Here is a 22,387-nt window from a genome sequence, read left to right on the forward strand (position 1 = left end):
CCAAATAAGAAAGAGAGTGAAAAAACAACGCTATTATAGCGCGAATTAGTGTCTACGTATTGATCTTTGGGTGTGCGATTAAAAATCAATACGCCATATAGTGAGTAACAGATAATCTATTTCAGCGCTTCTTCATTAGCACCACGTCATTTGCCGGAAAACTTACATCATAGCCGTCTCTTTGTGCTAAATACTGAAAGGTTCTTTTGCTGAAAAAGCTTACATGTGTGATGTCGTTTTTATAATGCCAGCTTGCGAAGCGGGCTTTATCAAGCACACGCTTAGTCATAATGGCAAGGACACCACCAGGTGCCACAAGTTTGTTAAATAACGCCCATTCTTTATGAGGGGAATGAAAGTGTTCAATAGCCTCTGTACACGTCACAATGTTATAGCTTTGCTCAAGTACCTGTGGGCTAGCTGCATAGAAAGGGTCGTAGATACTCATATTCACCCCTTCCTCTGAAAGCATACTTGCCAGGACAGGCGCTGGACCGCAGCCAAAGTCTAATCCAGATAGCTCTGGTGCTTTAGTCGCTTTTATAAAAGGTGAAAGTGGCGTTAAAACCTTTCCTAAAAACTTTCGATAACCGTCATCGTCGAAACTATTTTCGTGAAGGTCATACTCTTGTTTTTCCGTTTCTTTTGAGGGCAGAAATTCAGGAGATACATAAACTAGGTCGCATTCACAACACTGAAGATATTCTCGCTTTTTATCAGTGTGGTAGTGAGACGATGTATTAGCGCTTTGACATAAAGGACAAGACATAAAAAGCGGGTATTTATAAAGGGACTAAAAAAGAAAAAGGTGATGGCTTACACCATCACCTTACATTGTATGAGTGTCAGATGACACCTCTCCCGTTATACACATCTATGTGTAGCTGGCTTCCCTAGCTGTGCTCCCCTTATTTTTATTGTTAGCAGAGCTGCATTGTTGTTTTTGGCCCTCGTGGCTCTTTATCCCGTCTTCCATGCTGCATTTTTATTATTATTCTTGTTATTTAGTTTGTAGCTTTTCAAAGGCACCTACAAACTACGCCGTCAGATTACACGAATAATTTTAAAATACAACTTTTCTGGTAACAAAATTTTAACAACAGTGTGTAAAAACGGTAAGGCTTAGTGTAAGCCTGCGATATAGTTAGATAAAATTTCGATATCTTCATCGGTTAATTTCATCGCAATATCGCGCATCATGCCATTCATGTCATTGTGACGTTGACCAGAACGGAAAGCTTTTAGCTGAGATGCAGTGTAAGTTGCGTGCTGTCCACTGATGTCAGGGAAGCCTGCTAGTGCCATACCGTTACCTTTCGGTCCGTGACAAGCGATACATGCCGTTACGCCACGTGACTCGTCACCACCTTGATAAAGTGCACGTCCAGCTTCTACATATTGCTCTGGCGTTTCGCCTGCTTTAGGCTCTTGACTTGAAAAATAAGCAGCTAGGTCTTTCATGTCTTGCTCTGATAGGGGAGCAGCCATGCCGTTCATCACAGCATTGTTACGACCTTCCTCGCCACCCGTTTGAGAGGCAAGTTTGAATTCAGTTAATTGCTTAACAATGTACTTCTCATGCTGGCCAGCAAGTTTTGGGTTCATGTCAATCATGCTGTTGCCATCAGGGCCATGACAGGCTGCACATACTGCAGACTTCGCTTTACCTGCCTCGGCGTCGCCTTCTGCAATAGCAGTTGCGCTCAAACCTAAAGACATACACACCAACAAACACAGTTTTTTCATAATAAATCTCTTAAATGGATCCAACGGCTCGCGTGATATACGTGATATCATGCGTATTTTACACATTTAACGCGTCAGAAAAACCTATTCCATGATAAAACTATGGTTTTTAGCTGGTTTATTCATTAAAAAACTGTAAACCAAAGGTTGAGACGCATGTGGAGGTAAGTCTAGATGTCGTATTACACCAAAGCAAAATTCTTTACGAGTGCACCTGATATTCGTCATTTAAAAGATGACAGCGGAATTGAAGTTGCGTTTGCGGGTCGCTCGAATGCGGGTAAATCGAGTGCGCTTAATACATTAACTCGTCAGAGGAACTTGGCGAGAACCAGTAAAACACCAGGTCGTACTCAGTTAATCAATGTATTTGAATTAGAGGAAGACTTGCGCCTTGTCGACTTGCCAGGGTACGGGTTCGCAAAAGTCCCGGTTGCGATGAAAAAGAAGTGGCAGGCGTCACTAGGTGAATACCTTCAAAAGCGTAAGTCGCTAAAAGGTCTAGTAGTACTAATGGATATTCGTCATCCTTTTAAGGATTTAGACCAAGATCTCATACATTGGGCTGTCGCCTCAGATATTCCAGTTCTCGCGCTTCTTACTAAAGCGGATAAACTCAAAAGCGGAAAGCGCAAAGCACAGCTTTTAATGGCTCGTGAAGCAGCTATGGCCTTTATGGGTGATGTAACGGTTCAAACCTTTTCATCATTAAATAAACATGGTTTACCAGAGCTTGAGAGCATCTTAGATACTTGGTTCGGGTTGGGCAAATCGGTTAATGAAGACACATCCGATAGTGAAGCCCAATAACATAAACGGTGAATTTCAGTTGTGCTGACTTAGTGTCTCTGGTGGGAAAGCTCGATGCGCTAGAAAAAAGAACGCCCCGCATAGAGCGAGGCGTAAACTGAGAGAAAACACATAAAAACCGTAGATATAGAGTAGTAGGAAATAAAGAAGTTCAGAAAAAATAGAAAGAAAAATCACTTAATTGGTTATGTGTTTGATATTTAATGGTTATTTATTTTCCGCAGACATAAAAAAACCCCGACAAAACTGTCGGGGTTAAAGCAAAGGTTTGAAAACAGCTTTCTCACCTCTGTACCCTACATGCGTAATATTACAACAAAGCACAGAAAAGGCAAGGGCGTTATGTAATTAAATTACCAAATTTGATGAAGCTAAACGCGCTTTTAATGTGAAAACTGTAATCTAATTACCAAACTAGTGAGCTTCATCCCAGTTTTCGCCTACTCCAGCCTCAACAACCAGTGGTACATTAAGGGTAGCTGCGCTTTCCATAAGTGCAGTAATAGTAGAGACATAGGTCTCAACCTTATCTTCTTTTATTTCGAAAACCAGTTCATCATGCACTTGCATCATCATGGTTACATCGTCAGATGCATTTTTCCTGATCCAGTCGTCAACTTTAATCATCGCCATCTTAATAATGTCTGCAGCCGTCCCTTGCATTGGCGCATTGATTGCTGCGCGCTCTGCACCTTTTCGGCGTGCGCCATTACTTGCTTTAATATCAGGCAAGTATAGCCTGCGACCAAATACAGTTTCTACATAACCCTTTTCTTTTGCACTCTCACGAGTAGAGTCCATATATTCAAGCACACCAGGGTAGCGCTCAAAGTAAAGGTCCATGTATTTTTGGGCTTCGTTGCGCGGAATATTAAGTTGCTTAGACAGTCCAAACGCACTCATACCGTAAATTAAGCCGAAGTTAATCGCTTTCGCGCTGCGTCGCTGCTCGGTCGTTACCTCATCAAGCGATACGCCGAATACTTCCGCAGCAGTTGCTTTGTGAATGTCTTTGCCATTAGCAAAGGCATCGAGTAGGCCTTTATCGCCAGACAGGTGCGCCATAATACGCAGCTCAATTTGAGAGTAGTCAGCTGCGACAAACTTATTTCCTTCCCTTGGAACAAACGCCTGACGTACGCGACGACCTTCTTCATTGCGAATAGGAATGTTTTGTAAATTAGGATCCGTTGATGAAAGGCGCCCTGTTGCCGTTACCGCTTGATGATAAGACGTATGTACTCGACCTGTGCGGTGATTGATCATCTTAGGAAGTTTGTCGGTGTAGGTATTCTTTAGCTTGGTTAAGCCGCGGTATTCCATGATCTTTTTAGGCAGCGGATACTCAAGTGCGAGTTCTTGCAGTACGTCCTCAGACGTAGACGGCGCACCTTTAGGCGTTTTCTTAATAATTGGCAGCGACATCTTTTCGAATAAGACATGCTGAAGCTGTTTGGTTGAGCCTAAGTTAAATGGCTCTCCAGCTTCTTCATGTACTTCACTTTCAAGCTCGGCAATACGGCTAGCAAGATCTTGGCTTTGTTGACTAAGTCTTTGGCTATCAATCAGTACGCCTTCTTGCTCCATGCGAGAAAGGACGCACGCAAGGGGAACTTCAACGTCTATCAACAAGTTTTTAAGTTCAGGAATATCTTTTAACTTAGTCCAAATAGCGTTATGTAAGCGAAGCGTAATATCTGCATCTTCTGCTGCATAAGGGCCTGCTTCTTCTAGGTCAATTTGGTTAAAGGTAAGCTGTTTAGCACCTTTGCCTGCAATTTCTTCAAAGTGAATTGTTTTATGGCCAAGGTAAGCTAGCGCTAGCGAGTCCATATCGTGGCGCTGGGCAGTACTATTTAGTACATAGCTTTCAAGCATGGTATCAAAGCCAATGCCGTTTAAGGTTATGTCATAGTTTGCGAGTACATTCTTATCGTACTTAATGTGCTGGCCTACTTTGATAACCTTGTCTGATTCCAAAATAGGTTTTAATGCCTCTAGTACAAATTCCCGCGATAGCTGTGCTGGCGCATCGGGGTAATCATGGGCTACAGGAACATAAGCAGCTTCACCTTCTTCTATACAAAATGAAACGCCAACTAATTCGGCATCCATGTAGTTAAGGCTAGTTGTTTCGGTATCAAAGGCGACTAGTTCTGCTTTTTCAAGCTTAGCGACCCAAGCGTTAAAGCGCGCTTCATCAAGTACGGTTTCATATTTCGATTTGTCGATATCTATCGAATTATTTTGCTCACTTTCTTGTGCATTGCTTTGATCTTCACTGGTAGTCGTTTCACTATTTGAGCTATCACCGCCAGCAACAAGCGCACTTACTTCTGTATGCCAGCGTTTAAATTCATACTCAGCAAATAGATCGCGAAGTTGTTCATTATCGGCTTGGCAGGGCATCAAGGCTTCAACATCATAGTCTAGGTCAAGATCTATGCTAATAGTGGCTAGGGTATAAGAAAGTCGTGCTTGCTCCTCGTACTCCTGCATTTTAGCCGCCATTGATTTGCTACCTCTAAACGATAGATCGGCAATTTTGTCCAGGTTCTTATAAATATCGTCGATGCCGCCAATACCATTAAGTAAAGCTTGAGCACTTTTATCGCCTACACCAGGTACGCCGGGAATGTTATCTACCTTGTCGCCTTTTAGTGCAAGAAAGTCGATCACAAGTTCAGGTGGAATACCAAACTTAGTGTTTACGCCTTCAACGTCCATTACCTGGTTGGTCATGGTGTTGATCAAGGTGACGTGTTGATTAACCAATTGCGCCATGTCTTTGTCGCCAGTGCTGATAAGGGTATCGATACCTTTCTCTGTGGCATGTTTGGCTAGGGTACCTATAACGTCGTCTGCTTCTACGCCCGACTCGACAATAACAGGTAAGCCCATTGCCTTGATGATGGTATGTAGTGGTTCGATCTGGCTTCTTAGTTCATCCGGCATAGGTGGACGATTCGCTTTATACTCTTTATAGATGTCGTCGCGAAAAGTTTTTCCTTTGGCATCAAAAATTACCGCCATATGCGTAGGGTTGTATTGTTTGATCAAGCTTTTAAGCATGTTCACAACACCATAAATGGCGCCGGTATCTTGGCCTTTTGAGTTCGTTAATGGTGGTAGACCGTGAAAGGCACGAAAGAGATATGACGATCCATCGACAAGAATAAATGGAGGCTTTTTAGAATCTGGCATAGCGGGCGATTTTCCAATATACAATATGAGCGCAAGGATGCCACAGGCTAGGGCAGATCGCCATATCATGAAGGAAGATTAAACGTGACAGTCGATCACAATTCGCCTGTGGATAACTTTGTGATCTAAAGTTTCAGGCACGGTGATCCGGATGATCTTTGTCAAGTTAAAGATCACCTTCTAAATCAAGAAAAATAAGGGAATAAGACTAAGGTGTGGAAACAGCGTACCTGCTACTAATCATTCCATTTTGTGTGGATAACTTGGTGTACGTTTATTTTTGGTTTAACCAAGTTGGTCAAGTAATGTAGCATAACCGTTAACATTGTATACACGTATTTATAAGAACTTTTTTTGTACACTTGTGTGTTTAATAGCCAAATTTTGAATAAGTAGATGGCATAACGTCTAGGAGGACAATATGAAACAGGTAGCCGTTATTTTAAGTGGTAGTGGTGTGTTCGACGGGGCAGAATTACATGAGGCGGTATTAACGCTGCTAGCCATTGAGCAAGAAGGGGCGTCTTATCAATGTTTCGCGCCTGATGTAGAGCAACTTCACGTGGTCAATCACTTAACCGGTGAAGTCGCGGAAGGAGAAACCAGAAACGTATTGGTAGAATCAGCCCGTATCGCCCGGGGCAATATAAAGCCCGTCACTGATTGTGACGTTAATGCGTTTGATACACTTATATTGCCCGGCGGCTTTGGTGCGGCGAAAAACTTGTGCACCTTTGCTGTAGACGGTGATAAATGTACCTTTAACGAAGAGGTATTATCAGTCTGTAAGGCATTTGCACAAGCTAAAAAACCTGCAGCTTATGCCTGTATCGCACCAGCGTTAGCCGCTAAAGTGTATGGTAACAAGACCAAGATGACTATTGGTGATGATGAATCTACAGCTGGCGGCTTGAATGCATTAGGTGCCACTCATGTAGAGTGCCCGGTAGATGAAGTTGTCGTGGATAATGATGCAAAGCTGGTAACCACACCTGCTTATATGCTGGCCCAAAACGTTAGTGAGGCGAATGCGAGTATTAGCAAAATGGTAAAGACTGTGTTAGCCATGAAATAGAAAGCTTGGGTGCTGGCTTTTCTATCACCGAAAAGCTAGCTCAATCCCATGTGATTTGCTTAACGTTGTGGGGAGACAAAGGTTTCCCCCTACTCATTATAGTCCTATAATCAAAACCCAATACGAAACACACAGAGCTTTACCTTCCTTATTTAAGGTAGATAAGTTTGTTTTTTGTAGTTAGTTTAAAAAAACATAAAAAACCAGGGCGCTTAAGCCCTTGTGCGCGCTATAAGAATAAAGGCATAACAAACAATGCACTACCGTGCCATCATACGAATACTTGGGTTATTAATAGCGCTATTTAGCGTAACCATGATCCCACCAGCTATTGTGTCGTTGATTTATCAAGATGGCAGCGGCCTTCCTTTCACTCTTGCCTTTATTTTCTGTGTTATTGGCGGTATGGCCTTGTGGTACCCCAATCGTCAGCAAAAAAATGACTTAAGGGCGCGAGAAGGGTTTTTAATAGTCGCGCTATTTTGGTCTGTACTGGCAAGCGTGGGTGCAATACCGCTTATCTTACTTGAGCAACCTAGCATGACAGTTACCGATGCTTTTTTTGAATCGTTTTCTGGCCTGACTACTACAGGTGCTACGGTGATTGAAGGGATAGACTTTCTTCCACATTCAGTGCAGTTTTACCGCCAGCAGCTTCAGTGGTTAGGCGGTATGGGTATCATTGTACTTGCCGTTGCCATACTTCCTATTCTTGGTGTTGGGGGCATGCAGCTGTATCGAGCAGAAACGCCTGGCCCGGTTAAAGATAACAAGATGACGCCGCGTATCGCCGATACGGCAAAGCATCTATGGTATATCTACCTAACCATAACCATTGCATGCGCCGGTGCATATTGGCTTTCAGGTATGAATGTATTCGACGCTATTTGCCATGCATTCTCAACAGTAGCCATTGGTGGGTTTTCTAACCATGATGCAAGCTTAGGGTACTTCAACAGCCCTATGGTAAACGTGGTTTGTACAGTCTTTTTGCTTATTGCTGCGCTGAATTTTTCGCTGCACTATGCGGCGGTAAGCTCTCGCTCAGTAAAAGGCTATTTTAAGGATCCAGAATTTAAAGCCTTCTTTATTATTCAAGCGTCGCTAATTGGTATTTGCTTTCTAGTACTAACGCTCTCAGGCTACTATAACTCAGCTGAGCAAGCCCTAGATCAGGCTATGATTCAGGCTGTGTCTATTAGCACAACAGCCGGATTCGCCACTACTGACTTTTCTGTATGGCCTACGTTTTTACCCATAATGCTTATTTTTTCTAGCTTCATAGGCGGTTGCGCCAGTTCCACAGGTGGCGGCTTAAAGGTAGTACGAGTGTGCTTATTGTTTTTACAAGGCAAGCGTGAAGTAGATAGGTTAATCCACCCTAAGGCGGTTTATAGCGTTAAGTTTGGCGACCGCGCTATGCCTGACAGAGTGGTAGAAGCTGTATGGGGTTTTTTCTCGGCTTACGCCGTGGTATTTGTGGTAATAATGATAGGCCTAATTGCTACAGGACTAGATAACCTCAGTGCTTTTACTGCAACGGCGGCCATGCTAAATAACTTAGGCCCGGGCCTAGGCAGTGTGGCGGCAAACTATGCCGATGTAACTGATGCCGGCAAATGGATCCTAGTAACGGGGATGGTATTTGGTCGACTAGAAGTTTTCTCATTACTGGTACTCTTCTCGCCAACGTTCTGGCGAAGCTAATATCTACAACTAATGGCTTTGCCTAATCGTTTAAAACAAGCTAAAAAAACAAAGGGCGATAATTATCGCCCTTTGTTCTATAAGTCTATATTCGAATTACTGTACCCGTATATCTTAGCGAAGCCTCAAAAGAGCGGGGTATAGTGCTAGCCAAAGAAAAATGCACTAGGCTGGAACAGCTTTTCTACATCATTGATGTACTTCTTATCCACCAAGAACAAAATGACGTGATCGTTCGCTTCTATCTTGGTATCACTATGGGCAATAATCACTTGTTCGTCGCGAACTATAGCGCCAATTGTCGTACCTGGTGGTAGCTTAATGTCGCCAATTTGTCTGCCAACCACTTTAGACGTGTTTCCATCGCCATGGGCAATGGCTTCAATAGCCTCTGCCGCGCCACGACGTAGTGAATAAACGTTAACAATGTCACCACGGCGCACGTGCGTAAGTAGTGCCGATATCGTGGCTTGTTGCGGTGAAAACGCAATATCTATCTCGCCACCCTGAACGAGATCGACGTAAGCACTTCGCTGAATAAGCACCATGGCTTTTTGCGCGCCCATACGCTTTGCCAGCATGGCCGACATAATATTCGCTTCATCGTCGTTGGTCACCGCAATAAAGGCATCGACCTGCTCAATATTTTCTTCGCTAAGCAATTCAGGATCAGAAGCATCACCACTAAACACAATGGTTTTATCTAAGTTGGCTGATAGGTACTTTGCCCGCTCTGGGCTGTATTCAATAAGCTTAACGTTATGATTGTGCTCAAGCTTTTTCGCTAACCCTGCTCCAATTAGACCACCGCCGGCTATCATAATTCGCTTGTAGCTAGACTCAAGCTTTTGGAGCTCACTCATTACTGCACGAATGTGCTTGGTGGCGGCAATAAAGAATACTTCGTCATCTGCTTCTATAACCGTTGTTCCCAGTGGACGAATAGGGCGGCCGCGACGGTAAATGGCTGCAACCCGGGTTTCAACGTTTGGCATGTGATCTTTAAGCGCAGATAACGCGTGGCCTACTAGTAAGCCGCCGTAATAAGCTTTAACTGCTACTAGGCTTGCCTTGCCTTCTGCAAATTCAACTACCTGAAGGGCGCCGGGATAATCGATAAGGCGTTTGATTGCCTTGGTTACCAGTTGCTCTGGGGCAATGATGTGGTCTACCGGAATGTCTTGCTGCTTATATAGTTGCTCTTGGTAAATAATGTATTGTTCAGAGCGTACGCGGGCAATTTTTGTGGGTGTTTTGAAAAGGCTGTAGGCAACCTGACAGGCAAGCATGTTGCTTTCATCACTATTGGTGACGGCTATCAGCATATCAGCATCTTCCGCACCGGCTTTGCGCAATACATCAGGGTGTGAACCCACACCTGTAACAACTTGCAAATCAAGACGGTCTTGCAGCGCGCGCAGAATAGTGGGGTCAGAGTCAATAACGGTAATTTCGTTATTTTCACCTACTAGGTTTTCAGCAAGAGTTCCGCCAACCTGTCCGGCCCCTAAAATGATGATCTTCATCGTTATTATTTTGCCTTCATATCTGTGCAGGCCATAACTATGTAACCTGCACAACTATTAAACTCAGTCTGCCGACTTTACCAGCCTCGCATAATAGAAACCATCCATTTGTTGTTCCCCAGGCGTTATCTGACGTCCAGGTTTATCTATGGTTTCTGTTTTCACTAAAGGCGATAACGTAGCGTCGGGCGTGTCGGCTAAAAACTGCTGTATTTGCGCCATGTTCTCTTTTGGTAGAATAGAACAGGTTGCATAAAGCAACGTGCCGCCTGGTTTTAATAAGCCCCAAAGCGTATCTAATATGCGGCGTTGTAGCTGCGCTAAATTGTCAATGTCATTGGATTTTCGAAGCCAGCGAATATCAGGGTGACGTCGTATAACGCCAGTAGCAGAGCAGGGGGCATCCAGTAATATCCTATCGAAAGGCTTTCCGTCCCACCAAGTTTCTGAATTTGCTGCATCACCTTGCTTGATATCTACCGTGTGTTTTAGACGCGTCATGTTTTCTTCAACACGCTTTAAACGGTTGGCATCGGCGTCTAGGGCTAATACATACTCTGTATCGGGGGCGCATTCAACAATGTGCCCAGTTTTTCCGCCTGGTGCGGCGCAACAATCTAAAATACGCTCATTTGCTTGCGGCTGTAAGTAGTGCGCGGCTAACTGAGCTGCACCATCTTGCACCGCAAAGTGACCTTTATCAAAGCCAGGCAGGGCTGTAATGTCTTCACGTTTAGTCAGAATTACTGCATCTGCGTGATTGTCGCTAAGGGTATATTCTACGCCAGCATTATCGAGCGCCTCGGTAAATGCTGCCGATGTTGTTTGCAGCTTATTTACGCGAAGCCAGATAGGAGCCATAGCGTTAGTTTCGCTACGCACTTGGTCGGCATCGGCGCCATAGGCGTTTTCTATTGCCTTAAACAGCCACTTAGGTAAGCCGCTGTTTATAATGGCATCGTCTACGGGTTTGTCGGCAAGGTTCTCTCGCTGAAAATTGCGTAATACCGCATTCACCAAGCCTTTAAGCGCGGCTGCATTTAAATAAGACGCTGCGGCAACGGTTTCACCTACTGCGGCGTGGTTGCTAACACGCGAAAAGTTAAGCTGGTATAAACCAAGAAGTATAAGGTGTTCAACAACCTTTTTATTTCCCTTTAAGGGCCTATCAAGCAAAGAACGAAGCCAGTGTTGTAAAAGGGGAAGCCGACGCATTACCCCTAACGACATTTCTTGAATCCATGCGTTATCTTTGGCGTTGTGTCTGCGCTGAACGCGTTCTAAGCACTCACGCGATGACTTGCCTTGTTCTAAAATTTGATAGATAACCCACGCGCAATCTGCGCGCAGGTTCTTTTGTTTGGGGAGGGGTAATGGTTTCACGTTTAGTCCGCTTGTGCCAGACAACGACCCACTTCAAACCATGTTTGGCGAGCATTAATAACGTCTGACGCTGGTAGCGCCTTTTTACCTGGAATTTGAAGTGATGTGATGCAAAGTGCATCGCGCCCTGTTGCTACGGTTATGCCTTCTTTACTAGCACTGACTATCGTACCTGGCTTAACCTCTTTATCTAGTGTTACAACGGTAGCTGACCACACCTTCACATTCTGATCTTCTACCTTCATCCACGCTACCGGCCAAGGGTTGAAGGCGCGAATGTTTCGTTCTATTTGCTCGGCATCGTCTGCCCAATTAATAAGGGCTTCTTCTTTAGAAAGCTTTTTCGCGTAGGTGGCTTGAGAATCATCTTGTTTGGTAGGCGTGTAACGATCAAATTCGTCAACAACATCAACTAACGCTTTTGGTCCAAGCTCTGCAAGTTTTTCGTACAAGGTCGCACTGGTATCTTCAGGCGTGATAGGCAGTGTCGCAATGTGTAGCATATCGCCGGTATCTAAACCTTCATCCATTTGCATTATGGTTACGCCGGTTTCAGCGTCACCTGCCCAGATAGAACGCTGTATTGGAGCTGCGCCGCGCCATTTTGGCAAAATAGAACCGTGTACATTAATACAACCTAGCTTAGGTGCATTAAGTACTGTAGTAGGGAGTATTAGACCATAAGCTACCACCACCATTAAATCGGCATTTAGCGAGGCTAATTCTTCCTGTGCCTCTGACGCTTTTAACGACTGAGGTTGATAAACAGGAATGGCATTTTCTTCAGCCAGCACTTTAACTGGACTGGCTGTGAGTTTCTTACCTCGTCCGGCGGGCCTATCAGGCTGAGTGTAGACAGCAATAACCTCGTGCTCACTCTCTAGCAACGCCGACAGATGTTTAGCTGCAAAATCCGGAGTACCGGCAAAAATCACTTTTAATGGAGTTGTCACGTTATTCCCTAGGCTTTTGCAGCAAGACGCGCTTCTTTCTCAAGCTTTTTACGAATACGTTGGCGCTTAAGTGGCGATAGATAATCGATAAAAAGCTTACCTTTTAAATGATCGAGTTCGTGTTGAATACAGATAGCTAGCAGGCCTTCTGCGTCCAACTCAAAAGTGTCTCCGTTTTCATCTAACGCTTTAACCGTTATTGCTTCAGCGCGCTCGACTTTGGCGTAGTTACCCGGTACAGATAAGCAGCCTTCTTCACTAATTGTGGAGCCATCTTTACGAATAATTTCAGGGTTAATAAATACGCGAGGCTCGTTTTGATCTTCCGATACGTCCATTACAACAACTTGAACGTGGCGGTTAACTTGCGTCGCTGCAAGGCCAATACCGTTCTCGTCTTTCATGGTATCGAACATGTCCGATACCAATTGTTTAATTTCGTCGTTAACTTCTTCAACCGGCTTAGCTACCGTGCGAAGACGTTCATCAGGAAAACTTAATACGTCTAAAATTGCCATTTCTCGCTTACTTCACCTTTTCGCTGTATAAATTCATATACGATCTAATTGCCAGCACGCTTTACAGTGCTTATTAAGTTACTATTCTAACGTATATCGGGTGGTTTCGTGCAGTTTTTTGCCTGAACCCTGTAAGAATACGTACTTCTGCCGATATAGTGCTATTGTCTGAAAATTCAACAATAAATGACAGTGAATAATTTGCAGGTGGTTAATTTGAAAAAACGATTAATGTACGCGCGTAGTGCAGCAATAATTATTCTTGGAGTGCTTTTGTCTTTACCTGCGTTCGCGCTTCAATTAAAAGACACTGCGCCCGAGACCTATACGGTGAAGCGTGGCGACACCCTGTGGGAAATTGCGAGTATTTTTCTAGACGAGCCTTGGCTATGGCCAGAGCTGTGGCGAACTAATACGCAAATCGATAATCCTCATCTTATCTACCCCGGCGATGTTATCGTTGTAGGTTATGTTAACGGTCAGCCTGTCTTAAGCGTGAAGCGCGACAAGTTATCCTACAACCTGTCACCGTCTACCGATAAGCGAATAAAGCCAAAACCTGTTGACGTACTGTCTTGGACAACTATCTCTCCGTTTGTAAGACAGCATATGTTGCTTGACGAAGAAAGTTATTCTGTCTTACCTCGACTCCTAGGTAATCAAGACGGGAATGTAAGGTTTGCTTCAGATGACTTTGTGCTTAGTCAGCAACAATTCAGTACTGACGATCAGTATAGAGTGATTAGAAAGCACGCTACTATCAAAAACCTAGATGGAGAAACGCTAGGCATTCAGGTCACACATATATCTAATGCTTCGTTAGTAGAGAAAGGCCAAGCAGACGATACTATGCTGCTGTTTATTGATAACGCTAACCAAGAAGCAAAACGTGGCGACAAATTGATGGCCGGCGGCTTTACTCATCCAGAAGGTTTCGAGCTTACACCTGCTACCTCACAACGAGGATTAGTAGTTGGCGATTTGCATGATCACGACTTACTTGGCAAATATGATGTTGTCATTGTTGACCTTGGTGCAGTGGATGTAGCACCAGGCACAGTATTGGGGGTGTATGCCCAAGGCCCTGCCATTATTGATGAAGATAGCCCGCGTTACGTTGATGAACCCGGTGCTAAAAACGGTGGTGAGTGGTTTATTGATACGGTAGCACAACCCGCTCTAAAAGTAGGTGAGGTGATTGTTTTTAAAACATTCGATGCGGCAAGCTATGGATTAATAACACGAGCGAACAGAGGAATTAAGCGCGGCTTTATTGTCGCTAAGCCTTAAACGCAAACGGTTCATTGTCGCTCACACAGGAGCGACAATGAAACAGCACTCATCTCAAACCAACAGCGAGCTACTTGCATGGTTAGCACTGGCTTCCGCTCAGCGCATTGCTCCTAAAATCTGGTTACAGACCCTTGAACGGTATAAATTCTCTCCCGCTGATTTAGCGGGAAATGCATCATCGCTTCCTGACACAGTGAAACAGCTGACAGGTCAAATATCAAAGCACCTCATTGATACTGCCTTTGCGTGGCTGCAAACGGGTGATAACAGACACATTATTCCCTATTCGTCTTCATACTATCCTCAATCATTAAAGCAATTGGATAGTCCACCCCTTGTTCTGTTCGCAACGGGTGATAGTGCTTTGCTGCGAAGCCCGCAAATTGCCATTGTGGGCAGCCGAAGGGCTAGTATTCAGGGTAAGAGTATCGCCAGTGAATTTGCATTAGGGCTGTCTAACAACGGGGTTGCAGTAACAAGTGGCCTTGCTATGGGCATCGATAGTGCAGCTCATCAAGGGGCTTTGTTGGGCAATATAGGGACAGTCGCGGTAATGGGAACTGGGCCTGAAAAGATCTACCCCGCTAAAAACCGCAAGCTCTACGAGGCAATAAATAATGACAAAGGGGTTACTGTCACCGAGTTCTTTCCAGGGCAGGGGCCTAAACCCTGGCATTTTCCCAGAAGAAACAGAATTATTGCTGGATTATCGCTTGGAACCTTGGTGGTAGAGGCAAAAATTAAGAGTGGCACCTTGATAACTGCGAATTTGGCCGCAGATATGGGGCGAGAAGTATTCGCTGTGCCAGGTAATATCTTTCACGCGTACTCTGAGGGCTGCCATTGGTTAATCCAACAGGGCGCCAAATTAGTAACTAATATTAACGATATTCTTGATGAAATTGGTCTTCAGCCTGAACAATTGGGCTTGGACGTAAACGAGCTAAACGAAAAAAGTGCAGCGAATAGCTTGGCAACCGATAAATTATTAGCTAGTGTGGATTATGACATCACCGCTATTGATGTTATAGCCCAGCGCAATGCCTTATCAGTATCGCAAGCAATGGCATCATTATTAGAATATGAGTTGCGTGGTTTAGTAGCCGCTGTCCCTGGTGGTTACGTTAAATTGAGGGGAAAATAATATGTTCGATATCCTCATGTATCTGTTTGAAAACTTCATTCACAGTGAAACGGAAATTCGTGTTGATCAAGACGAGTTAACGGAAGAGCTTGTGCGCGCAGGTTTCCATCACGATGAGATTTATAAAGCCCTCGCATGGTTAGAAAAGCTAGCGGCTCTGCAAGAAACGGATATTAAGCCGTATTTTTGTAAGGGTATCAGCACCAGCTTAAGCCGTATCTATACCCACGAAGAACAAATGCGTTTAGATGTGGAGTGTCGCGGCTTTCTTATGTTCTTAGAACAAGTCAATGTATTAGATGCGTCTACACGTGAAATGGTGATAGACCGCGTCATGGAAATTGACTCCACTGAATTCTGTTTAGAAGACCTTAAATGGGTTGTGCTAATGGTACTGTTTAACGTACCCGGCAAAGAGAAAGCCTACGCACAGATGGAAGATCTCTTATTCGAAGAGCCAGATGGCGTGCTGCACTAATGCAGTTATAGTCACTGACATTTAAATATTTACTCAAATATGCGCTGTGAAATTACAGCGCGTTTAAGGCCTTAACGTCTAATACATGTCTAAAATAGACCATTCACTTTTTTCGGCACACGAGCATGCTCTTGATGATAATTTCGGAGACTGCCCCGAGTGTGGTAAACCTCTTCATATAAAGAACAGTAAATCAGGGCCGTTTATTGGCTGTACTGGTTATCCTGAATGTAACTTCAGCAAACCGCTTCACGATAAACAAACTACTATACTTAAAACCTTAGATGGTATGCCTTGTCCCGAATGTGCTTCTGACCTCGCTATAAAAAAGGGGCGGTTTGGCATGTTCATCGGCTGCACCAATTTTCCTACATGCCATCACATAGAGCCCATTAAAGAAAAAGAAGATACTTTGGTAGATTGCCCAAAGTGTAAGAAAGGGCACCTGATCTCGCGTACTAACAAATACGGCAAACAGTTTTTTGCGTGTAATCATTATCCACAATGTCGATATGTGCTAAATTTCACGCCGGTAAATGAAAGCTGCCCAGACTGTGGTTGGACAGTATTGATAGATAAAAAGGGGCAATTACAATGCCCTCAGCCAACTTGCGGCTTTAAAAAGTAGCTAAACGAAGAACTATACATAGAGATCAAAACCATGTCTGATATCCAAAATGGGAACGTAAATACGTTTATCCCCGTTGAGGCTAATTCATCTGAAGTAGACCCTGTTGTTGCCGCTTTTGAAGCGGGAAGTTTAATCGTTTATCCAACTGAAGCGGTGATGGGCATTGGGTGTGACCCAGACAACGAAGCAGCGGTGAATGCATTATTAGAGATAAAACAGCGACCGGTAGAAAAGGGCGTGATCTTAATTGCTGCGAATTACAGTCAATTGCTGCCCTATGTTAACGACAACGCCATACGACCACATCGACGTACCGATATCTTCTCAAGCTGGCCTGGCCCTAACACCTGGCTATTACCTAAGTCATCATCGGCGCCTGTTTGGTTAACCGGCAAGCATAGTAAAATAGCGGTGCGCGTAACGAATCACCCTGTAGTGGTGGAATTGTGCAACAAGCTAGGTAAACCTTTAGTTTCTACGAGCGCTAATTTAACCGGCCAACCGCCAGCCACGACTACTGAAGAAGCAAAAGCCGTATTCGCTGATTCCGTTTTCTATGTTGACGGCGCAGTAGGTGGTGCAACTAAACCCAGTACCATTCGCGATGGTGACACAGCAGAGGTAATAAGAGCATGACATCAGCAGAATTACTGGACGGTAAAAACGCCGCTGAAGTAATCGAACAAGTAAAAAACTATCTTCTAGGGCTGCAAGACACAATCTGTCAAACCCTTGAACTTGCCGACGGCAAAGGTCAGTTTGTTGAGGACAGCTGGCAGCGTGAAGAAGGCGGTGGTGGTCGCTCTCGCGTATTAAAAAACGGTACGGTGATTGAACAAGGCGGCGTTAACTTTTCTCATGTGTTTGGCAGTCAAATGCCTGCATCAGCAACGGCAAATCGTCCAGAACTTGCAGGAAGAAACTTTCAAGCAATGGGCGTATCACTCGTTATTCACCCACATAACCCGTATATCCCGACGTCACACGCTAATGTTCGCTTTTTTATTGCGGAAAAAGAAGGTGAAGCACCTATATGGTGGTTTGGTGGTGGTTTTGATTTAACGCCGTTTTATCCGTTCAAAGATGACGTTGTACATTGGCATGATACCGCAAAGAAATTATGTAAGCCCTTTGGCGATGATGTGTACCCTAAGTATAAAAAGTGGTGTGACGACTACTTTTATTTAAAACATCGCAATGAAACTCGCGGCGTGGGTGGGTTATTCTTCGACGACCTTAATGAGTGGGGCTTTGAACAGTCATTTGCGTTTATGCAGGCAGTAGGTAACGGCTTTATTGATGCTTACGTTCCTATTGTTGAACGCCGTAAGCAAACCGACTTTGGTGAAAGAGAGCGAGACTTTCAGCTATATCGTCGAGGTCGTTATGTCGAATTTAATCTAGTGTTCGACCGCGGCACCCTGTTTGGGTTACAAACCGGTGGGCGCACTGAGTCTATTTTAATGTCGATGCCGCCATTAGCCCGCTGGGAGTATTGTTATACGCCAGCACCGGGTAGTGCAGAAGCTAAGTTAATTGACTGGTTAAAACCTAGTGACTGGTAAATTAACTTCAGTAAGGTCACTTTTACTGTTTTAACTAAGACCATCAATAACAAAAAAACGCCGTGTGAAATGATCACACGGCGTTTTTTGATCTGCATCAAGTACGAATATCATCTTTGTTTCAGTGAGTTATCAAGCTTGCGCTGGATCAATGTTTCTCTTAACCAAGGGCGTAAAGTGGCGACATCTTAGTTAAACACAAAAGAGACACATCATGCGCAAACACACTTTATCTGCACTTTGTCTTACACTTGCTGCACTTTCACCTTTAGCTGGCGCTCATCAACAGGGCGATTGGATTGTCCGTGGCGGTCTGACTACCGTTGCTCCTGACGAATCTACTTCTAACATCGTCGCTGGTGGCAATGATCTCGGTGTTGCCCTCAATATTGATAACGATACCCAGCTAGGTTTGAACGTTGCATACTTTATTACTGATAATATTAATATCGAACTGCTTGCAGCAACGCCCTTCAAGCACGACGTGAACTTTTCCGTTGCAGACCCTCTAGGTACAGGAAATCAGCTTGGAGAAGTGACGCACCTTCCTCCTACATTAACCGCGAACTATTACTTCAATGACGCAAGTTCTGCATTTCAGCCGTACATTGGTGCGGGTATCAACTACACCTTTATTTTTGATGAGAAGTTTACGGGAGCAAATGAAACTGCGGGTTTAAGCGACCTATCGCTTGATAACTCATTTGGTGTATCGGCTCAGGTTGGTATGGACTACCAAATAGATACCAAGTGGCATGTAAATGCTTCGGTTCGATTTATTGATATTGATACTGAAGCTACATTTAAAGTTGGTGAGGCTGATGGAGCGGTTAGCGATATTGAAATAGACCCTTGGGTGTACACGATATCGGTAGGTTATACCTTTTAAGGCCCAAAACTCAACAATTGATGCTTTCATAATTGCACTACTTTAATACGCCAACAAGAGCGTAGACAGTAGCAGGGGACTTGCGCGTTAAAAGGTTAACCCTTTCAACGCGTTTTTTTATTTTGTATTCACCATATGATTGGCAAGCTGATCGAGTGCGTCTATTAACTGTTGAGCTAAAGCGATATCTTCTACCGTTGTAAACATGGCTTTGCGCATACAATACATCCACTGGGCCTTTAACTCTGGTGTTACGGTATAAGGAAGATGGCGAGCACGCAGACGCGGGTGTCCGAATTGCTGCTGATAATCATCGGGACCACCCAGCCATAAGCTTAAATATAAAAAGAATACATGGCGAATTCTATCTAATGGCTGAGGGTGAATAGCAAGCAGTTCATTGGCTAATGGGTCGGTCTCCATAATGTCGTAAAACGTATTTGCTAATTCCCGTACTTTCTCCTCTCCACCTATACGCACATATGGTGTACTCTGCGAGGCACGACTATCGCTTTTCTTCTTTATATTAAATAAGTCTCGTATTCCCATGAAAAAATTCGCTGTATTCGGAAATCCTATTGCACAGAGTTTATCACCAACTATTCATCAAATGTTTGCAGATCAGGTTGGAGAAAATATTTCTTATGAAAAGATACTTGCGCCTGAAGATGGTTTTGTTGAAGCTGCCAAAGCGTTCTTAGCGCAGAAAGGTGCTGTAGGCTGCAATGTCACCATGCCTTTTAAGCTAGATGCATTCAACCTGGCAAAGGTAGATGACCAAGCGGCTAAAGATGCACAAGCTGTTAATACACTGATGAATAGTGGCAATGGCGATGTGCTTGGATACAACACAGATGGTGTTGGGCTGGTAAATGATTTACTCAATAATCGAGTGGAAATTAAGGGCAAACGTGTATTGCTTATTGGTGCCGGTGGCGCAGCCCGTGGCGTCATTTCGCCGTTATTAAAAGCCGGAGCCGCTTCCTTAACCATTGCAAATAGAACCAAAGCAAAAGCTGATGAAGTGGCAAATGCCGCGTCAAACCCTAAAGTACAGGTGGTAGCACTTGAAGATATCGCATCTGTCGCACCTCATATTGTTATCAATTCAACAGCCGCCAGTTTAAGTAATGATTTGCCGTGTAGTTTGACTGATGGTGTTTTACAACACTGTGAAGTGGTGTACGACATGGTATATAAAAACTCACCTACGCGCTTTATGAGAGATGCGGCTGAACTTGGTGTTAAAACACAAATAGATGGGTTAGGGATGCTGGTTGAGCAAGCGGCTGAAGCTTTCTACATATGGACACATAAGCGCCCCGATACTTCAGATATTGTAAAACGTGTCAGGGCTATCGTTGAGCAAGGTGAGAAGCGAAACTAGTTCGCTTCTTCAAGGTACTCATCTTTCAATACAACATAGTTAACGGCAGATTGTTTCAGGAATGCCATTTCAGCGTCGTTGAGCGGTCTTTTCTTTTGCATAGGGTTTCCTACATAAAGAAATCCGCTCTCTAATCTCTTGTTTGGTGGTACTAATGTACCAGCACCAATGAACACATCGTCTTCAACTATAACACCATCCATTACAATTGCGCCCATACCTACCAGGATACGATTACCTAATTGGCAGCCATGCAGCATACATTTGTGCCCAACGGTTACGTCGTCACCAATAATAAGTGGAAACCCATCAGGGTTTTTCTCAGATTTACGGGTAACGTGCAATACACTGCCGTCTTGTATATTGCTGCGAGCGCCAATCCGAATTTTGTTCACGTCGCCACGAGCAGCGACCAGCGGCCAAATGCTCGCATCATCTTCTAAAACTACATCACCGACGATTCTTGCCGAGCCATCAACATAGACATTCTTTCCTAATGTAGGAGAAACACCTTTAAAACTATCAATCGATTTATGCATTACACACTCATATAAATTGCGCAGAAAGTGAATTACACAAACTCTAACAGCAATGCCAGTGAGTTGGTACTAGTAGGGTGTACTGAGCCTACCCGTAATGCTTTAAGCAACAGGTAACTATCCGTACGTTGCAACACGCGAAGAGGAGGGTAGTAAATCACAAAGAGAAAAATGATAATGTAGTTTGCTAATAGAATTCACCGAGACGTTGTAATGCCCAAGCGCTATGTATTTTTCACTGCCCTTCCCTATGCCTATCCTATTTATAGACCACTACAAGAGGCCATTAGGGCTAGAGGTGACGAAGTAGCCTGGTTTTTGGAAGGAGAATGTCCCGATCTTTTGAAGCCTGATGAAATTCGCCTTCACTCTATTAATGATGTTGTTGAATACAACCCCTTAGCCATATTTGCGTGTGGAAATATCATCTATCACTTTTTGCCAGGTATAAAGGTATCAGTTTTTCACGGTTATCCGATTGGCAAGCGAGGGGAGAAGAGTAGCGCTACAGATGATCACTTCTCTATTCGCGGGTGGTTTGATATGTACTGTACTCAGGGGCCAAGTAGCACAGAGTATTTTAAGCAGCTTGAGGCTAAACATCAGTTTTTTAAAGTGTACCAAACAGGTTGGGCGAAAGTGGATGACTACTTTTCTCCATATAAGAAGGAAAACGATGTTCCCACTATTCTCTACGCCACCACTTTTTCTAAAGGCATTACCTCTGCTCCTGTACTTGTCGACACAATTAGTAGGTTAGTGAAAGAAAAGAAATGGAATTGGCGTTTAACATTTCATCCTAAATTTAACGATCAAGCACTATTAAATAGATATCGTGCGCTGGCAGACGAAAATAGTAACGTTACCTTTATTGATAATGTACGTCTCGAAGACTTTCAGCAATCAGATGTCATGTTGTGTGACAGCAGCTCTATAATTTTAGAGTTTATGATGATGAACAAACCTGTTGTCACTTATCGCAATACAAACCCTGGTCAACATTTACTTAATGTCACAGAAGTAAGCGAAGTAGAAAACGCCATTGAAACGGCATTAACGCGACCTGCATCATTAATGAAAGAGGTTAATGACTTTGCCCATTATCATGAAGCCTATAGAGATGGACGTAATTGCGAACGTATTTTAGATGCAGTCGATGACTTTAATAGTAACTATAAAGGTAAGATAAAAGCGAAGCCGCTTAACCTTTGGCGCAAGTTCCGGTTAAGGAATAAGCTGAAATACTGGAAATAGTTGGTATTTTGAGCGTTCAAAACGAATATGACACTTTTTTTAAAATAAGTGTTGACGTGAGCGCTCATTTCCCTAAAATGCGCATCCGCTTCGGGGGAAAAGCAAAACAGCAACCCTCCTGAAGTAAGTCTCTACTACCTACATAGGCCAGTAAAGACGGGAGTTTAGAAGAAACGCTTCAGAAAATAAATTTTCAAAAAGTGTTGACAACGAAAACTTCCAGCGTATAATGCGCATCTCACTCGAACAGGGTGAGTCACTAAGAAGCAACGGCTTCTAGTGAAT

The 22,387-nt window shown here is 43.9% G+C and carries 21 protein-coding genes; 12 read left to right on the plus strand and 9 right to left on the minus strand.

Translation table 11 applies throughout. From position 1 onward, the window contains the following. Window positions 1–121 precede the first annotated feature (121 nt). Window positions 122–769 carry a class I SAM-dependent methyltransferase gene (locus tag V7R55_RS12975; RefSeq protein WP_334059832.1) on the minus strand — a complete coding sequence of 216 codons (648 nt, stop codon included), beginning with the start codon at window positions 767–769 and terminating at the stop codon, window positions 122–124. A 353-nt stretch (window positions 770–1,122) separates the two neighbouring features. Beyond that, complete coding sequence (locus V7R55_RS12980) at window positions 1,123–1,746, minus strand: c-type cytochrome (protein ID WP_118491010.1); 624 nt, start codon at window positions 1,744–1,746, stop codon at window positions 1,123–1,125. A 174-nt stretch (window positions 1,747–1,920) separates the two neighbouring features. Here V7R55_RS12980 and yihA point away from each other — a divergent pair, with 174 nt between their 5' ends. Next, window positions 1,921–2,556: a ribosome biogenesis GTP-binding protein YihA/YsxC gene (gene yihA, locus V7R55_RS12985; RefSeq protein ID WP_334059833.1), complete on the plus strand. Its 636-nt coding sequence runs from the start codon at window positions 1,921–1,923 to the stop codon at window positions 2,554–2,556. A 414-nt stretch (window positions 2,557–2,970) separates the two neighbouring features. On the opposite strand, the gene polA is transcribed toward yihA, so the two are convergent. Beyond that, window positions 2,971–5,760, minus strand: coding sequence for a DNA polymerase I (polA, locus tag V7R55_RS12990; protein WP_334059834.1), 2,790 nt, complete (start codon window positions 5,758–5,760; stop codon window positions 2,971–2,973). 421 nt (window positions 5,761–6,181) lie between these two features. Between polA and elbB the strand changes: the two genes are divergently transcribed. Next, the gene (elbB, locus tag V7R55_RS12995) at window positions 6,182–6,835 is read left to right on the plus strand and encodes an isoprenoid biosynthesis glyoxalase ElbB (protein ID WP_334059835.1); all 654 of its coding nucleotides are present in this window, start codon (window positions 6,182–6,184) and stop codon (window positions 6,833–6,835) included. 255 nt (window positions 6,836–7,090) lie between these two features. After that, entirely contained in the window at window positions 7,091–8,542 is a 1,452-nt protein-coding gene (locus tag V7R55_RS13000) for a TrkH family potassium uptake protein (protein ID WP_334059836.1), read from the plus strand. Between the two features lie 146 nt (window positions 8,543–8,688). Here V7R55_RS13000 and trkA read toward each other — a convergent pair whose 3' ends face one another. The 4 genes from trkA to def all read right to left on the minus strand — a co-directional run bounded on the left by trkA (window position 8,689) and on the right by def (window position 12,922). Further along, window positions 8,689–10,068, minus strand: coding sequence for a Trk system potassium transporter TrkA (gene trkA, locus V7R55_RS13005; protein WP_334059837.1), 1,380 nt, complete (start codon window positions 10,066–10,068; stop codon window positions 8,689–8,691). Window positions 10,069–10,131: 63 nt separating this feature from the next. Then, complete coding sequence (gene rsmB, locus V7R55_RS13010; RefSeq protein ID WP_334059838.1) at window positions 10,132–11,451, minus strand: 16S rRNA (cytosine(967)-C(5))-methyltransferase RsmB; 1,320 nt, start codon at window positions 11,449–11,451, stop codon at window positions 10,132–10,134. A gap of 2 nt (window positions 11,452–11,453) precedes the next feature. Continuing rightward, complete coding sequence (gene fmt / locus V7R55_RS13015) at window positions 11,454–12,404, minus strand: methionyl-tRNA formyltransferase (RefSeq protein ID WP_334059839.1); 951 nt, start codon at window positions 12,402–12,404, stop codon at window positions 11,454–11,456. An 8-nt stretch (window positions 12,405–12,412) separates the two neighbouring features. After that, complete coding sequence (def, locus tag V7R55_RS13020; RefSeq protein WP_334059840.1) at window positions 12,413–12,922, minus strand: peptide deformylase; 510 nt, start codon at window positions 12,920–12,922, stop codon at window positions 12,413–12,415. A gap of 216 nt (window positions 12,923–13,138) precedes the next feature. On the opposite strand from def, the gene V7R55_RS13025 reads away from it, so the two are divergent. From V7R55_RS13025 to V7R55_RS13055, 7 genes are all read left to right on the plus strand, one after another. Continuing rightward, window positions 13,139–14,212, plus strand: a complete 1,074-nt coding sequence (locus V7R55_RS13025) for a LysM peptidoglycan-binding domain-containing protein (protein WP_438823594.1) — start codon at window positions 13,139–13,141, stop codon at window positions 14,210–14,212. Window positions 14,213–14,249: 37 nt separating this feature from the next. After that, entirely contained in the window at window positions 14,250–15,359 is a 1,110-nt protein-coding gene (gene dprA / locus V7R55_RS13030) for a DNA-processing protein DprA (RefSeq protein ID WP_334059841.1), read from the plus strand. Window position 15,360: 1 nt separating this feature from the next. After that, window positions 15,361–15,837 (plus strand): DUF494 family protein, encoded by a 477-nt coding sequence (locus tag V7R55_RS13035; RefSeq protein ID WP_334059842.1) that lies wholly within the window; start codon window positions 15,361–15,363, stop codon window positions 15,835–15,837. Window positions 15,838–15,922: 85 nt separating this feature from the next. Further along, complete coding sequence (locus tag V7R55_RS13040) at window positions 15,923–16,465, plus strand: DNA topoisomerase family protein (RefSeq protein ID WP_334059843.1); 543 nt, start codon at window positions 15,923–15,925, stop codon at window positions 16,463–16,465. A 33-nt stretch (window positions 16,466–16,498) separates the two neighbouring features. Then, the gene (locus V7R55_RS13045; protein WP_334059844.1) at window positions 16,499–17,104 is read left to right on the plus strand and encodes a Sua5/YciO/YrdC/YwlC family protein; all 606 of its coding nucleotides are present in this window, start codon (window positions 16,499–16,501) and stop codon (window positions 17,102–17,104) included. After that, the gene (hemF, locus tag V7R55_RS13050) at window positions 17,101–18,033 is read left to right on the plus strand and encodes an oxygen-dependent coproporphyrinogen oxidase (RefSeq protein ID WP_334059845.1); all 933 of its coding nucleotides are present in this window, start codon (window positions 17,101–17,103) and stop codon (window positions 18,031–18,033) included. The genes V7R55_RS13045 and hemF overlap by 4 nt, the downstream gene beginning before the upstream one ends. Before the next feature lie 214 nt (window positions 18,034–18,247). Beyond that, window positions 18,248–18,922: an OmpW family outer membrane protein gene (locus tag V7R55_RS13055; RefSeq protein WP_334059846.1), complete on the plus strand. Its 675-nt coding sequence runs from the start codon at window positions 18,248–18,250 to the stop codon at window positions 18,920–18,922. A 117-nt stretch (window positions 18,923–19,039) separates the two neighbouring features. Here the strand turns inward: V7R55_RS13055 and V7R55_RS13060 are convergent, their stop codons facing one another. Continuing rightward, complete coding sequence (locus V7R55_RS13060) at window positions 19,040–19,471, minus strand: group II truncated hemoglobin (RefSeq protein ID WP_334059847.1); 432 nt, start codon at window positions 19,469–19,471, stop codon at window positions 19,040–19,042. On the opposite strand from V7R55_RS13060, the gene aroE reads away from it, so the two are divergent. Beyond that, window positions 19,470–20,309 (plus strand): shikimate dehydrogenase, encoded by an 840-nt coding sequence (gene aroE / locus V7R55_RS13065; RefSeq protein WP_334059848.1) that lies wholly within the window; start codon window positions 19,470–19,472, stop codon window positions 20,307–20,309. The two genes, V7R55_RS13060 and aroE, sit on opposite strands and share 2 nt — an antisense overlap. Here the strand turns inward: aroE and V7R55_RS13070 are convergent. Then, the gene (locus V7R55_RS13070; protein ID WP_334059849.1) at window positions 20,306–20,848 is read right to left on the minus strand and encodes a gamma carbonic anhydrase family protein; all 543 of its coding nucleotides are present in this window, start codon (window positions 20,846–20,848) and stop codon (window positions 20,306–20,308) included. The genes aroE and V7R55_RS13070 overlap by 4 nt on opposite strands. 342 nt (window positions 20,849–21,190) lie before the next feature. On the opposite strand from V7R55_RS13070, the gene V7R55_RS13075 reads away from it, so the two are divergent. Next, complete coding sequence (locus V7R55_RS13075) at window positions 21,191–22,102, plus strand: UDP-N-acetylglucosamine 2-epimerase (protein ID WP_334059852.1); 912 nt, start codon at window positions 21,191–21,193, stop codon at window positions 22,100–22,102. The last annotated feature ends 285 nt before the right edge of the window (window positions 22,103–22,387 follow it).

Origin of the sequence: Alteromonas sp. S005, assembly GCF_036864475.1 — a bacterium.
Taxonomy (GTDB): domain Bacteria; phylum Pseudomonadota; class Gammaproteobacteria; order Enterobacterales; family Alteromonadaceae; genus Alteromonas.

Excerpts from the sequence above, each read along its gene's own strand:
- V7R55_RS13000 (WP_334059836.1), top strand. The coding sequence starts at position 7,091 with ATGCACTACCGTGCCATCATACGAATACTTGGGTTATTAATAGCGCTA.
- V7R55_RS13045 (WP_334059844.1), top strand. The coding sequence starts at position 16,499 with ATGTCTGATATCCAAAATGGGAACGTAAATACGTTTATCCCCGTTGAG.
- def (WP_334059840.1), bottom strand. The coding sequence starts at position 12,922 with ATGGCAATTTTAGACGTATTAAGTTTTCCTGATGAACGTCTTCGCACG.
- trkA (WP_334059837.1), bottom strand. The coding sequence starts at position 10,068 with ATGAAGATCATCATTTTAGGGGCCGGACAGGTTGGCGGAACTCTTGCT.
- polA (WP_334059834.1), bottom strand. The coding sequence starts at position 5,760 with ATGCCAGATTCTAAAAAGCCTCCATTTATTCTTGTCGATGGATCGTCA.
- elbB (WP_334059835.1), top strand. The coding sequence starts at position 6,182 with ATGAAACAGGTAGCCGTTATTTTAAGTGGTAGTGGTGTGTTCGACGGG.
- V7R55_RS12980 (WP_118491010.1), bottom strand. The coding sequence starts at position 1,746 with ATGAAAAAACTGTGTTTGTTGGTGTGTATGTCTTTAGGTTTGAGCGCA.
- aroE (WP_334059848.1), top strand. The coding sequence starts at position 19,470 with ATGAAAAAATTCGCTGTATTCGGAAATCCTATTGCACAGAGTTTATCA.
- V7R55_RS13060 (WP_334059847.1), bottom strand. The coding sequence starts at position 19,471 with ATGGGAATACGAGACTTATTTAATATAAAGAAGAAAAGCGATAGTCGT.
- V7R55_RS12975 (WP_334059832.1), bottom strand. The coding sequence starts at position 769 with ATGTCTTGTCCTTTATGTCAAAGCGCTAATACATCGTCTCACTACCAC.
- V7R55_RS13035 (WP_334059842.1), top strand. The coding sequence starts at position 15,361 with ATGTTCGATATCCTCATGTATCTGTTTGAAAACTTCATTCACAGTGAA.
- hemF (WP_334059845.1), top strand. The coding sequence starts at position 17,101 with ATGACATCAGCAGAATTACTGGACGGTAAAAACGCCGCTGAAGTAATC.
- V7R55_RS13055 (WP_334059846.1), top strand. The coding sequence starts at position 18,248 with ATGCGCAAACACACTTTATCTGCACTTTGTCTTACACTTGCTGCACTT.
- yihA (WP_334059833.1), top strand. The coding sequence starts at position 1,921 with ATGTCGTATTACACCAAAGCAAAATTCTTTACGAGTGCACCTGATATT.
- V7R55_RS13040 (WP_334059843.1), top strand. The coding sequence starts at position 15,923 with ATGTCTAAAATAGACCATTCACTTTTTTCGGCACACGAGCATGCTCTT.
- V7R55_RS13070 (WP_334059849.1), bottom strand. The coding sequence starts at position 20,848 with ATGCATAAATCGATTGATAGTTTTAAAGGTGTTTCTCCTACATTAGGA.
- dprA (WP_334059841.1), top strand. The coding sequence starts at position 14,250 with ATGAAACAGCACTCATCTCAAACCAACAGCGAGCTACTTGCATGGTTA.